We start from the raw sequence: 14,364 nt of genomic DNA, 5'->3' as shown, positions 1-14,364 counted from the left end.
AATGCACATACTGTCTGGCAGAATGTGCATTGATATTAATAGTAAAGCTACACACACCTAATTCCACACTACCCTGAATGTTGCTGCCCTGTTATTACTTAAATTGTAACTACGACTTCTGAAATCGGAACCTCTTCTTCCCCGAATTACCTTATCCTTCTTATTTTTTGTATTACAAGGATTTAGCGCCAATTCATTGTACTGAGATTCCTGATAAAAATTACTCAGATAGGTATCCAGACACCATTCTCTTTGCAATTTAAATCCTTCACCTTTAATATATCTTTGAGCAATATCGTTTCCACCTGCTGCAAACTCCCATTCGGCCTCGGTAATCAATCGGTATTTCTTACCCGACTTTTCGCCTAGCCACTTACAAAAAGCCGTTGCGCCATACCAGCTAACATTCTGTACAGGTTTATCGGCAAGTGATTCATTTTTCAGAGAATATTTTCCGTAGGCATATTTAATGGGTGCAATCGAATCGTCGAATCGTATGTATTGCTTATTGCCACTTGTCGAAATCACATCGAAATAAGATACTTTGGCATCATTCAGAAACTCCAGAAACCACTTGTAGGTAATGTATTGTTCGGACACATAAAATCCATCGATAGCAACCAAATGTCTTGGTCGGTTTGTTCTTTTGCCATCGCCCATTGTAAAAATTCCACCTTCAACAGCTTTCATCTTAATTTCCAATCCATTTACCTGTTCGTTAAAAGAATTCAGAACAGGAAGACTTGGTGAATTCCACTTTCTAACCTCTCCCGCTTTTAAACGAATAGTTTTATTCTGGGTTTTATGTCCTTGCTGCCATGTTGTTATCACATGTCTACCTTCAGATAATTTCAGAATTTCGTTTGACACTTGCTTTTTCCCATCAATCCAAACCGTCTGATTATTATTCATTAAGGATACATCTAATTTGGCTTGTCAAGAATCTTTTTCTTTACAGGAGGAGCAGCTGTTTTTGTTGTAACACGATTTTTCAAATTGTCGGTCTTCTTGCCAACAACCTGCTTTTTATTCACCTGAGCTGATGAGTCGTATGGTTTAATGTATTTTGCGAACACAAATGCTTTTTTCCCTTTGTAGTCGACTTTTGCCCAGTTTCCAATAAACAGATATACACTAACTACATCATTTTTATAGAACTTTCCAAGTACTCTTGCTGATGAATTTGCTCTTTCGCGAACATTAAGTGTTGCGATACTAATGTACTGTTTCACTTTTACCGGCTGAACCTGAGGTGTTTTTTTGCTCTTAGGTATACTGAAATTAATCGACTTAAATCCATCAACGACATAATATGCTGCTACGGCGATGTGATTTCTCGCACTGTAAACTCCAAATCCACATGCTCCAAGAAATAACAACAGAATAGAATTGAAAACAAGCCGTCTCATTCTGCGTTTCATCAATTCCCGTTTAAAAATCCACATAAATGGACTTTCAACTCTCTCTGAATCTTTCCCTTTGGAGATAACACTAAAATAACGAACCTTCGAAAACTTACTTGCAATGTTACCAATCAGATCGGTTTCGCTATTGGAATTAATGAATTCTTTCACATTGGTATTTATTGGCTCACTGCCAAGTTTTAATTCATCTTCAACCAAATCGGCCTTCGAAATTACAAAAGCTGTTTCCTTTGCAACTTTATCTTTAACGCCTACACCAAAGCTTTTTTCCAAACTTGTAACCAAAATATCATAGGTATCGTCAATATCAACAATTTCGTTGGCATTAATCTGATTGCTCTTTCGAATCATTTCGGCATAATTCTCTCTCATAATGGTAAACGAGAAAGGATCTATAATGAAAATCAGTGCATTAAAATAGTTGTAAAACATGTGCCTTTCCACATCGGTTGATTTCTGATAGGTCTCGCCGGCAGCATCGTAGATATAAAAAGAATACTTTCTTTTTCCTTTTATCAGGTTAAAATTAAAGGCCACCAAAGTTCCTTTTTGTGTTGGCTGCAGTTTTTCACCTCTGTTTAATTTACTGATCTCATTTTTATGAATTACTTCAGATGATTTCTCGATGCTAAACTTGTAATTTTTCATTTTGGCATACAATTCAATCTGATTCACCAATGAATGCATATAAGTGGTTTTACCTGCATTTCTTGCTCCAACAATCGGAATAATAATTGGTCTTCCCTCTTTCGTTGGAATAGGGTTCTTACACGATGGACATGTAGCATACAATTTATTCCTTCCGTTGATAAAGGAAGTAGGAATTTTATGTCCACATTCGCATGTTCTCTTAAAAATACCATATGAATTGGGCCACAATCTATCGTGTCCTACATTACAATTTGGACAATGATAAACCGGCAGTTTGTGTTTCTGATAACATCCCTGATTCGGACAGGCCGCAAATATCTTCTCTTTAAAGCGATAAAAAGCATCTATTGCCCATACCAGCGAAAACATCAGGTATACCAATAAGAAAAACAGAAACAATATGGTAATATGAATCACACTCAGAACTAAAAATAAGGATGTACCGAATACCACAACACAAATACCTGCAGCCCAATAGTAAATACTCTTAAAAGCACCCAAACCAAACTCGAAGGAGTAGCCTCCTTCTGCAAAATAATCTTGAGCTTTTTCTAAATTTAACCTCCAGGCATCGGCTATTGTATTGGCTAAATCTCTATAGCCTTTTCCAAAGAAATAACTTTTTATTGCCGGCTGCTTACTTCTTTTAAACATGATACGCCCTTTCTCTTTTAACATTCATTCTAAGTGCCTTAACATAGTTTGTAATTGCAACTACACCACCATACACTCCGCCTATTGATGCTGAAATAACTGCCACATAATAAGCAATAATAACAATTAGGTATATTATAAATCCAATAATTGCCAGATATACCAAAATCCCAATACATCCTCCATCCGAATCGCTCATACTTATTTAATTTTAATTGATGAATAAATCCTTTAGTTTTCCTATAAATCCGTGCCTGTTTGCTTTCTTAAAAATATCCTGAACAGCAAGCGAAGAATCTTTTATATTGCTCATTTCCAATTCGAAACGCTTAAATTCTGATTTACTGAAAGCTTTCAAACAAGCCACAATACTTTCTTCGTTGGTAAACATTAAAAGATGTTCGTTACCAAGAACATATTCGAGCAGAATACAAAGCTGTCTGGAATATTTCTCCTCTTTCAGTCTGACATTAAACAAGTCCATCTGATTTTTAAAAATTTCCAGAAAATCTCCGGCATCCTCCTTCGATGAAATCAAAGCAAGCAGGTCGGTAAAAATCCAATTCAGAAAGTTTTTGGCTTTTTCCTTATCCAGAGTTTTAGAGTACTCTGTCCACAACCCGGAAACATACTCAATACCAACAACTTTCTGTTGAACATCTATTCCCATTGCAAGAACATTTATGCTGGCATAGCCGTTTCTATCAGCCAATTTTTTCACGAAACTGCACTGTTCGATCGTTACCGGCTTTGTAAGCAAATTCTTATCGAATAGTTTAAGAGTCTCCAACTTATATTTTGGGTCGATTTCGAAAGGATAACTGTAAATCTGAATCAGCAAATCTGCATTTGGTTCAGAATCGAGCATTTTAAAGTAGCTCATTGCTGCTTCGTGAACTTTTGGATCTTTAGTGAATTTCTGAATTTCCTGAAGAATTGCCTGAGACGACAAATGATTCGCTTTTAAAAATGCAAAATACGATTCCAGGGAGTTATGGTACAATTTCTGATTTTCATACTTCACACTCAAATGTTTCATAAAAGCATTAACATCATCTTTCGATGATTTGCTGATGTAAACTTTTGAGAATTTAAGAGCCAGGTTCTCACACTTATTGGCATACAAATAATCAATTAATGTAGCGAGCTCATCCTTCACCGCCAATAGTAACAAGTCTATCCATTCGGTATTGATATTTGAGTTGTTGCCCGACAAAAACCCCAAACAATCAATTAGCGGTTCATGAGTGAACAATTCATTAATGTGCACCTTATTGGTTTTGCAGTATTGGAACGACATGCCGAGGGCAATCACCCAATTTAAGGTACGAGCCGGACTGCCAAAAGCAAACAGGTTTTCGATGTGTTCCTTGCTTAAAAACAGGTTTCTCAAATTCAAGCCATTCAGCTTGCTTAAAAATTGTAGTAGTTTTTCGTTCAATTGCAGTATTTCAGACAAGTCTTTGGAACTTTCGATACTAGAAAGATATACATATCGATAAAGATCGAAATACACATTTACATCTGCTGATCCGGGAGGGATATTTGCATCCAATACCTGCAAAATTTCATTTACCTCATCGGGTTTGGAATTCATAATAACTTTCCCGATCAGTTCGAGATTATTTTTAATGAATGAAGCTTTGTATTCCCGATTTGCATGTGATCCTACATAAGAGACCACTAAGCTCCAATTATTCATTAAAAATCGTACCGAGAAGAAATACAGAGCTGAAATGATCTCAATTTCCCTGGCAAAATCGGATATTTCGAATTTGGAAATGAAATCTGAAAATTCGCTCACCAGCTGTGGTGAATTCTTTAGATTTTCAGCGGTAACTTTTGCGAATGAAGATTCACTCTCTACAGGACTAATCAGATCCTCATTGATATTAAATATATAGTATTGATGCTCGAACACCTGATGGTCTCTAAAATCAAAATAGCTGCCATCGTAGCTGGTACTTGTAATCTGAACATTAAGAGGAGTAGGGTTAATATTGTAAGTAGAAAAGCTTTGCTTTTTGCTTATGTGCCTAGGGAAAGAGGCTGTTATGGCTGCAATCCACTCAGGTGTATTCGAATCGACAATAACCATTTTTTTACTGTACCTCTGCTGTTGTAAATAAGCATCAATCATTTTTGATAACTGTTTAGCTCTATTTCCAACTTGCAAAAACTGGCTGATATTGTGACTGTTTGTAATTTGATCGTTCAGTTCTAAATCACTCACATTTAAAACAGGTAACTTAGGAGGAATTTCTTCGATAGCCCATTCCTGCTGACTTAAGTTTCTCCTTAAACTTTCCGACTTGTAAAGCTTTATTGGCAAAAATGGAAACTCACCATCCTTAAGAATCAAAACATGTGCAAAAAAATTACCTGGTCTCCCTGTATAATCGTGATTTAGCGCAACAGACTGAACTACTCCTACACGACCTGAAGCGAGCCTGAAATAGGAAAAAGCAACAGGAAAGTCACGCTCTATTTCTTCAGGGGAAGGATTCGTAGGGAGATTCGTAGGCGCCACATAGTCTACAAAACTTGCTATTTCGTCTAATTCATCACTACTTAAACCTTCCGAATAGGAATAAAACTGAAATCCAGAGCCTGATTGTCCGTACTTACATGAAGTATAATATGCTTGTAAAATTTCCATATCTATTTCGTTTTAATGAGTCTGTGTTCCTTTAGCAACCATAAAAATGGATCGGCAACACGGTGTGGTCTTAACTTTGGGATTTTTCCAATTTCAGTACCCGGGTTTCCCGGATTGGAACCCAATGCAGTCAGCCCAAAAAATCCATAATGGTTAAAATCCGATTGCAGATTATTTAAAAGCTCAATACCATTCCATCCGTTCAGCAATAGTTCAATGTCAGTGTGTATTGAATCAGCATCTTTTTTATCGAAAAAGCCTTTATGTCCCGAAGGGGTAAAAAGATTATAGCTGGAAGTATCAATTACTTCAGGCAAAACATCAATTTTTGTGAAGGCAACAGCTATGGGAATATCAATTTTCTTATTCATTGGTATGCTGTTATTTTCCCTAATAATACCTGCCACCCTTGTTATAATTTCGGCAGGTTCTGTAAATTGTTCGGGTAACTTTATTTCTTTCGATTTTACCTCATTTCTAATCTCGCCAACCTGCAAAGGATCAATCAATAAAATTATTCCTTTGGAGTGATAAATGTATTTATTCGTCGTCGACATATTGTTTTTACTATCCAGATCTTCACCTGCGGTATCGAAAAATGAAATGGTAACAACATCCTTAATTTTGTCTTTTTTGAATAATGAATTTCCCCTGATCTTCAAATTATAAACCATAGGCGTTTTCACATCTCTGTTTGATCGTGCCGATTTGGTTTCGGGTATGGTTTCCTGCTTCTCGAAAATATAATTGTAAAAACTGGTTTTATACTTTGTTACAGTTTCATCATCTACTGCTTGCAAATCAGTTTTAAACAACCTTCCTATATTCTTTTTCAGTTCATTAATTAAAACTGCGATATAATGGCTTTTCCCCGAAGCCTTTGCTCCTATTACTGCAAATGTAAAATCCTCGAATTCACCAATTGTATAGGGCAGTGAAGTATGACAATGTGGACAAATTCTATCGGTAGAATCCTCATTACATTGATCACACTTTAGCTTTTTCTTTGTTGAATTGGTTTTTATGATATGCCTCATCCTAAGAGCAGGTCTAATCCCTCTAAATTCAGAGTATTTTTCATCAGGTTCGGTAATACATGATGGATTTTGACACCTAAACTCTATTTCTTTCAACTTCGATTCGGTGAAGCAATATGGACATATAAATTTTTTATTTCTCATGCTAAAACAACTTAAGTTTTTCCTTGGGAGGAGTTAAAATTCGAAGATTCGACACAGCACTTTCCTTCACAAAAAGTCGCACATAACGATCGATGGTAATTTCATCCAAACTTATTTTATGGCTTGAATTGGTGCGCACACCTGTTAATTCCAATATTTCTATTCCATCTTCTTTTTTTATTGGAACACCACCCTCCTTTGCAACCAAAACCAAACCTGGCAAGACCTTATTTTCCTTGCTCAGAATTTTTAATTCGAGTTTTTTTCCAAATAATTTTCTGTACTTCACAAAGTATTCAAGATCGATAGGTTTGGAATTACTGAAAAATACCCGCTTGCTTTCCGAAAGTAATTCCCTCGTGTTTCGGGTGTAACAAGTCCGAATGGAAAAGTAATAGTCTCCATCCCTGACATTTCTGATTACATAGGCACCCTCTCTATCGTAGTTTTCTTTGGTAATTCGAATTTGGGCAGCTTTGGGATGGTCGAAAGATTTGTTTGAATAGCTAAGCAAGCTAGTTTCGATGCCCTGTGGCCAATCCCATTCCACAAACAATTTCCCCATCGAAAGTATTGCTTTTGCATTGTCAACCGGATCGATATTCGACACTTCAATTTCTTTCCCGAATATTGCCGACTGACCAAAAATGGTCCAAATGGAAAAATAGACTGTTCCCGAATTTGTTAAGCTTTCTCTGGCCGAAGATTGGGAAAGCAATGTAATTGGATGTCCCAGATTTTTCAATTTTTCGATTGACACTGTCATGCCAGAATCCAAACCTACCGCTTTGTTTGATTGAAGGATGTATACCTCACCTTTCTCGGGACGACGCCAGCTCAGACTAACATTTTTATTTTCGAGCTTACATTCAAAATTCGAAATTGCCTTTGGCGGAGCTGTTGGTTTCAGGCTGATAGATAAGCCGTTAGTCCTGTATTTTTTACCCAAACAATCCTCAAAAACAGCTACAAACCTATAAGAGTATTGTTTATCTGTTGTTAAGTTGGAATCATTGTAGTTTTCGCTGGTAAGTGCTGTAAGAAGTCGATTATCTCTGTAAAGCTCAACACCTTTGGCATTTGTCGGAAATTTACATGTAAAGTGAATATTTGTTTTCTTTACATCAAAAGATATCTGATGTTGAGCAATTTCTTCAAGTGTTAGAACCGGAGCCGACTGGGCTGCACTTTCCGAGAAAATATCAACACATTTGCTGTATACAGCATAATAATAGCTTACTCCTGCAACTGTATTGGCATCATCAAACTGATTGGATTTTGTCTCTGCAATAATTTCCCCGTCTGTTGGTCCCGAAGGCCTTCCATTTACCTTTCTTATCAGGATATAGCTTACATTGCTCGAAGCAAATTTACTCCAGTTTAGCAATACCGTTCTTCCCTTTACCACAACTTGCAAACTGGCTGGCGCTTTAGGAGGGTTTGCTTTTAAGCCATTCAAAGCATCCCGGTAATCACTTACCACCTGCAGGGCAGAACAGTATGCTTCTATTTTCTTTTCTGTGGCCGTCTGACTGTTTGCTGCATCAACAAAGGTCTTGGCGCTTAACAGTTTCTGCTGAATCAATCGTTCCTTTTGCTCTAATGCAGGCGAAGCTTTTACATTTATTTTGGAAAGTAAGTTTTGTGCCTCCAAAAAACGATTCTTCAGAATCAATTGTTCTATGACTTTCTCTTGTTCCGATAAGTGACTTTTAAGTTCCTTAATCTTTTTTTGGGCTGTGTTAACACGTTCATTTTTGCCCCATATCCCGGCAAGTTTCAACAAAACTTCTTCAGCCTGCTGAATTTTATTTTTCGCAACACTCTTTTCAATATCCTCTAATTGAGACACATAACTTCCAATTTCTGATATTTCTACTCCACAGCCATTACAATTTTTTGCTCCCTTTTTAATTGGCGCATTACAGCCCGGACAGTTTATGTATGCTCCGCATTTGCTACAGATATTACTTGTTCCTGGATTTACAGCTTCACAATTATGACAGGTTAAATTATCTTGAACAATCGTGATATTCTTCTGATCTAAATACCCTAAAGCCAATCCTAAAACAATGTCCTTTTGAGTCCTAAACAGGTTCCATTTATCAGGGAATGGATAATTTTTGTTACTCGTTACCTGAAGAATTATACGATTAAATTTTTTCTCATTTACAGATTGTTTATCAATAAGTATTTCCAACTGTTGTTCCAGATAATCAACTGAAGCAATATAAGTTTGAAAATCTATTAAAGTAATGTATTCTTCTCTGTGGTGGACTAATATTTTTTGTCCAAGGGAAAGTAGTTTTTGTAAATTGCCCGCAAAATCAGTAGCATGATTTGCCATTTTCCGGGCCCAATCCATTTTTTTCTCAATAACCTGTTCTACAGCTCTGTTATCTGCGGTTTTATCGACAGAAAGTAATTCAAAAAAATTAGAAACTTCTTGTTCACTATAAATTTCAAAACGTTCATAATTAGCCGTATCCTTAATCTTGTCAAATAATTTTAATACAGCCCTTCGATCTTTGTTATCTAATATTTGTATGATATTTTTCTCCTTCATCACTTCTATCTGTTTACAATTCCATAGAATAAGCCTCCGAAATACATTAGCTATATATTTCAGAGGCTATTATTTAGATCATTAACTAACCGTTTTAGACAAAACATCTATTTTAGCAGCTTCAATCTCCTCACGAGACATAACTCCCATCACTTTAAGTTGGAAATTTAAAGTACTGCCTCCACCATAGGCTTTTACATCTAACATTCCATCTTCATTTAAAAGAAATTCAACTTCAATAGGAGTTCCCTGTGGATAAGGTTTGTCAAAAATCAAATTCTGTCCATCCAGCTTTATCGCATTTTTTTCAGGTATATCTACATCAGAGAAATCACTTTCATAAATATCATTGGCTACCCCTGTTTGGGCATCGACTGATGTAACAAAGGTTTCTTTTGCAGATACAGGAAGGTCTGTATTTTTTAAAATCAACTGTTTTACCATTAAATTAGGCTCTTCACCATATTGGGTACCATAGCTTTTACTTGTGGTATTTATAATTTTTGTTTCCACACTATTGGTTATTTCTTCAACAGAAATACCAGATTTTACAGCTACGTTTGTAATAGCCTCTTGTCTTTCCCGGGAATCGGTGGCAATATCTTCGTTATTAACACCTAATTCTATTAACTCTTTAATTACTGCTGCTTTTAAAGCCTGATTGTTTGCGTATAGAGCTGCTCCTTTTGCAACTGCTTCATCCGGTTCGAATAATCTGGATTCAATTCCAAATTCGGCATCCACTTTTCTTTTAATTTGTGGCATTTTTGATGAACCTCCAACCAGTAGGATTTTATCAAATGAACTATACTTCGCTCCTTTTTCTTTGGCTTCATTCATCATTTCATGTGTTAACGAAATGGTCTGGTTTAGTAAGGATTCGGTAATTTCCTCAAATTGTTCCTGAGTTACTTCAATTACCTCTGCTATCCCTTCATGTATAACTCTGATCTTTGCCTTTTTTCTGCCTGTAAGACTCTTCTTTGCCTCTTCCACTTTTACCTGAAGATCTCCTTTGGTCTCATTATTTTGCAGAATATCACTTACTCCTGTTAAGTTTTCAAATTCACCTGCGCAATATTCCATTAGGGCGTTATCCCAATCCATTCCTCCCAATTGGTGATTACCTCCTGATGCAATTACTTTGATTTCTTTTTCCTTAACTTCAATCATTGTAATATCAAAAGTTCCACCTCCTAAATCATACACTAAAATAATCTGGTCATCATCAACATTTACTCCATAAGAAATTGCTGCAGCAGTAGGTTCATTTAAAACCGAAATAACATTCAATCCTGCAATTTCACCTGCTGCTTTAGTTGCTTTCTTTTCTCTGTCCCCAAAATATGCCGGACAAGTTATCACTACATCATTAATTTCTGTATATAGGGCTTCACTTGCATCTTGAACAATTTTTCTTAAAATGTGTGCTGATATTTTTTGTGGATTGTCTCCATTAAACAAGAAATCATCTTTGCCCATTTCTCTTTTAATAAAAACAGCAACTTTGTCAGGTTCCGCAGCTAACATATTTTTAGCTTCTTTTCCAACAATAATCGAATCCTCTTCCTCATAGTAAACTACTGACGGAGTAATTCTATCACCCTCAATATTAGTAATCGGAACCGCCTTGCCGTTTTCATCAACATATGAAATACACGAATAAGTTGTTCCCAAATCAATTCCAAAAATTTTCTTTATCTCTTCCATATCTATTCTTCTTTAAAAATGTTTAATTCAATACTTTCAAGCTTTATAACTTTTTCATCCCATTTATACCCTGGCGAAATAGTGTTTACAATTGTTCTATGCTTATCCTGAATATTTATTGGCGTTTTTAAAACACATTTTTGTTCTTTTGGATTAAAATCCGACCCAACTTCCGAGACATATGCTTCTATTCCAAAATTGAATAGCAGATCCTCCATAAAATCTCCCGTTTTTTTATACTCCCTTAATACTGCTTCTTTATCAATATTTTGTGCTTGTAATCTTTCTGTAGTTTTTCTTAAATCATCAATAAAACTTATCAATGCCATAAATATTGGCTTTTGTATTTTTTCAACAAACCCTTCTTTATGCTGTTGCAATTCAGAATGTAACCTGTCTATAATCTCATTCTTGTGCTGATCCATCGACAAGCGCAGTTTAAACTCATCCAATAATTTAACTTGCTGTAATTCGATAGATTCAATTTTTTCAAGAACTTCATCTTTTCCTTCTTCCTGTGCATCTGAAGTGTCCTCAATCTGAATCTCTTCAGATTTTACATTCTCTTGCTCTAACTGAACAATTTCATCCTGATTACTTTCTTCAATATCAACAGGTAACGATTCCTCCTTCAACTCTTCATGTATGCTTTCATTCATTTCATCCATAACATTTATCTATTTATAAGTTATTCTTTAATGCTTTGTTAATTACACCTTCCCATCCAACTTCCTCATAAAGAGCATGTACGTATCTAAATCCACCACCATAAACAGGATCAGGATTATCAAACAAATTTTTTATGTAATATGAACTCAGTGAGCTGGAAAGTGTTGAGAACAATAAAAAGGAGCCCATATTGCAAAGTCCTTCACATTTTGGTGCTTCAAGACTGATAGAATTTTTTATTTGCCAGGCATGAAGAAATTCATGAGCTAACACTCCGGCAAATTCAACTTTTGTCAAACGGTGAAGAATAAAAATATTATGTGTACATTTTTGTTTATTTCTCAATAACAGTCCACCTATCGAATTTGAAACATTTGATAATGTTAGTCCCTTATTATTAGTATCAGGTCTGTTTGTGTTTCTTTTTATAGCCAGCTCCTCTGCTGTTAATAATGAAATATTAATATCATCTATTTGAAAATTATCAAAGCCAACATCAACCAAAGATTTCTTCACTCTACGAATTAAACCTCTGATTTGTGAAAGGTGAGTTACCGAATTTCGATTGCAGATTTTACACAAAACCCGTCCATCCTCCAGTTGGTATTCTTTAGCGGTTATTGCCCCACAAGAACTACAATGCGTGGCATGTCCCTCTTCAATATGGTAAGCACATACTTTATTGTTCCAATAATCTGCATAGTATTTCCCATTTATAACATTATTGCAAAGACTACAATTCATTGGTATACATTTAAGTAATCAGTAAAACACTACCCTCAATTAAGTTGTTATTAAACCCTTTAATGGATGCCGAACCTGGAAAGAACGACATCCCTTTGCATTATTCTTTCACATATACAGCCAGATAGGTAATGGATGCTCCGTAATTTGTTCCCAAACACCCACTTTTCTCGATATGTATCACTGAATGAAATTTATAACCATCTTTTGCATGTGCTGTAAATCTTTGTTCCAGTGCATTAATAGCTTTACCAGAGAATCGTGCTCCAATGTCTTCAATTTTGTACTCCATTTTTTTAACTTTTAAGGTTTTTAATAATTGTATTTATTTGGGTTTTGCATACCTTTCTATACGCCGAAAGCTATACCAACTCATCAACTCCGCCATTTTCGGGTCGGCAGCGTTTTAATCTGTTAACGGTTAACAAAATCCCTTTTCTGAAACCATATTTGCGAAAAGCCATTTCTGAATATCTTGAACAACTTGGATCAAAAACACATTTGTTTCCCAACTTTGGAGATAAATATTTCTGATACATCCTTAACATCCTGACAACAAGATTCAACCAAAGCGGTTTAACTGGAATAGGTAAAGAGTGAATTTCAATATCTCTTTGGGTGTGCTTTGTAAAATGACGTTGAATAATTGCAGAATTTAACTGGTCTGATATCAATTCGAATTTATCCCCACCATTTTCAAACTTGTTTGTTTCTCTCATCTATTTGCTTTTAATTTTATCAGAACAATAATTATAAATTAAAGAAAAACGTGAGGATTAATCAGTGCTTAAACATGGCTATTTCCCGAATCGATTTGTTTAATTATTAAACAATTGACCTAAAGAATCCAAGGCGAATAATCATTCTATCTTATTTAAATTCCAACTGTACCACGGCAAAAATCAGCTCATTGTTAATTGCTCTCGGTTCACTATCTTTACAGCTTAATAATTAATGTACCATACATGATCACAACAGACCAGCTAAAGAGTTTAGCGGAACGCACGGAAGCGTTGAGGAGGTATCTTTGACATTGATGCCAAACTAATTCAGATACAAGAGGAAGAAATGAGGACTCAGGCTCCTGGATTTTGGGATAATCCAAAGGAAGCAGAGGTTCAAATGAAAAAGGTTCGTAGCCTTAAATCATGGGTAGAGTCCTACGATGAAGTAAAAGAATCATATGATGATTTGGCCGTTCTTTTTGATTTTGCCAAAGAAGGAGAAGCTTCACCAGAAGAGGTAGATGAGCAATTTTCATCAACGCAAAATCTTATCGAAGCTCTGGAATTGAAAAATATGCTTCGAAAGGAAGAAGATAAACTGGGTGCAATTCTTAAAATTAATGCCGGAGCAGGTGGAACCGAAAGTTGCGACTGGGCAAACATGCTACACAGAATGTATCTTCGTTATGGAGAATCGCATGGGTACAAAGTCAAACAACTGGAATACCAGGAAGGTGACGAGGCAGGAATTAAATCGGCAACTTTAGAATTCGAGGGTGATTTTGCATACGGATACCTGAAATCAGAAAATGGTGTACACCGTTTGGTTCGATTATCTCCTTTTAATGCAGCCAACAAACGCATGACTTCTTTTGCTTCGGTATATGTATATCCGGCAATTGATGACAGTATAGAGATTGAAATTAACCCTGCGGATATTTCCTGGGATACTTTCCGATCTGGTGGTGCTGGAGGACAGAATGTTAACAAAGTTGAAACCGGTGTTCGACTGCGACATGCTCCTACTGGAATTATCATTGAAAATACCGAAAGTAGATCTCAACTTGGAAACCGTGAGAATGCACTTCGTTTGTTAAAATCTCAGTTGTACGAATTGGAATTGAGGAAACGACAGGAAGAAATCGATAAGATTGAAGGTGCTAAGATGAAAATTGAATGGGGATCCCAAATTCGTTCTTACGTAATGCAACCCTACAAATTGGTTAAAGATGTAAGAACCGGACATGAATCATCAAACGTTCAAGCTGTAATGGATGGTGATTTAGATGGATTCATTAAAGCATTCCTGATGGAATTTGCGGGAGAAGAAAAAAACTAAATACAGAAAGGACGTAATTCTATTACGTCCTTTTTATTTGAT

The 14,364-nt window shown here is 35.9% G+C and carries 12 protein-coding genes; 1 reads left to right on the top strand and 11 read right to left on the bottom strand.

The genetic code is table 11. From position 1 onward, the window contains the following. Positions 1-57: 57 nt before the first annotated feature. The 11 genes from JCM15579_RS04825 to yidD form a co-directional block, all read right to left on the bottom strand. Complete coding sequence (locus tag JCM15579_RS04825; RefSeq protein WP_054716528.1) at positions 58-912, bottom strand: formylglycine-generating enzyme family protein; 855 nt, start codon at positions 910-912, stop codon at positions 58-60. Between the two features lie 11 nt (positions 913-923). Then, on the bottom strand, positions 924-2,729 hold the full coding sequence (locus tag JCM15579_RS04820) for a TRAFAC clade GTPase domain-containing protein (protein ID WP_054716525.1): 1,806 nt from the start codon (positions 2,727-2,729) through the stop codon (positions 924-926). Further along, on the bottom strand, positions 2,722-2,928 hold the full coding sequence (locus JCM15579_RS04815; RefSeq protein WP_054716522.1) for a hypothetical protein: 207 nt from the start codon (positions 2,926-2,928) through the stop codon (positions 2,722-2,724). The genes JCM15579_RS04820 and JCM15579_RS04815 overlap by 8 nt, the downstream gene beginning before the upstream one ends. 12 nt (positions 2,929-2,940) lie before the next feature. Then, entirely contained in the window at positions 2,941-5,388 is a 2,448-nt protein-coding gene (locus JCM15579_RS04810; RefSeq protein WP_054716519.1) for a GAP1-N2 domain-containing protein, read from the bottom strand. A gap of 2 nt (positions 5,389-5,390) precedes the next feature. Continuing rightward, on the bottom strand, positions 5,391-6,569 hold the full coding sequence (locus JCM15579_RS04805; protein ID WP_054716515.1) for a TRAFAC clade GTPase domain-containing protein: 1,179 nt from the start codon (positions 6,567-6,569) through the stop codon (positions 5,391-5,393). Between the two features lies 1 nt (position 6,570). After that, positions 6,571-9,135, bottom strand: a complete 2,565-nt coding sequence (locus JCM15579_RS04800; protein ID WP_054716512.1) for a zinc ribbon domain-containing protein — start codon at positions 9,133-9,135, stop codon at positions 6,571-6,573. Positions 9,136-9,216: 81 nt separating this feature from the next. After that, complete coding sequence (locus JCM15579_RS04795) at positions 9,217-10,845, bottom strand: Hsp70 family protein (RefSeq protein WP_054716509.1); 1,629 nt, start codon at positions 10,843-10,845, stop codon at positions 9,217-9,219. Positions 10,846-10,847: 2 nt separating this feature from the next. Continuing rightward, positions 10,848-11,513: a nucleotide exchange factor GrpE gene (locus JCM15579_RS04790; RefSeq protein ID WP_054716506.1), complete on the bottom strand. Its 666-nt coding sequence runs from the start codon at positions 11,511-11,513 to the stop codon at positions 10,848-10,850. A gap of 13 nt (positions 11,514-11,526) precedes the next feature. Beyond that, the gene (locus JCM15579_RS04785) at positions 11,527-12,258 is read right to left on the bottom strand and encodes a protein DA1 (RefSeq protein WP_054716503.1); all 732 of its coding nucleotides are present in this window, start codon (positions 12,256-12,258) and stop codon (positions 11,527-11,529) included. A gap of 100 nt (positions 12,259-12,358) precedes the next feature. Further along, the gene (locus JCM15579_RS04780; RefSeq protein WP_054716500.1) at positions 12,359-12,550 is read right to left on the bottom strand and encodes a hypothetical protein; all 192 of its coding nucleotides are present in this window, start codon (positions 12,548-12,550) and stop codon (positions 12,359-12,361) included. Positions 12,551-12,620: 70 nt separating this feature from the next. Further along, entirely contained in the window at positions 12,621-12,977 is a 357-nt protein-coding gene (gene yidD / locus JCM15579_RS20605) for a membrane protein insertion efficiency factor YidD (protein ID WP_218186056.1), read from the bottom strand. Positions 12,978-13,223: 246 nt separating this feature from the next. Here yidD and prfB point away from each other — a divergent pair. Continuing rightward, positions 13,224-14,322 (top strand): peptide chain release factor 2 gene (gene prfB, locus JCM15579_RS04770; RefSeq protein ID WP_157471338.1). Its coding sequence is split into 2 segments (ribosomal slippage): positions 13,224-13,286 and positions 13,288-14,322, totalling 1,098 coding nucleotides; the frame shifts between segments, so codons are not numbered across the junction. The last annotated feature ends 42 nt before the right edge of the window (positions 14,323-14,364 follow it).

The organism is Marinifilum fragile JCM 15579 (genome assembly GCF_001310955.1).
Lineage (GTDB): Bacteria > Bacteroidota > Bacteroidia > Bacteroidales > Marinifilaceae > Marinifilum > Marinifilum fragile.
This window is presented reverse-complemented; position numbering and strand designations above follow the sequence as displayed.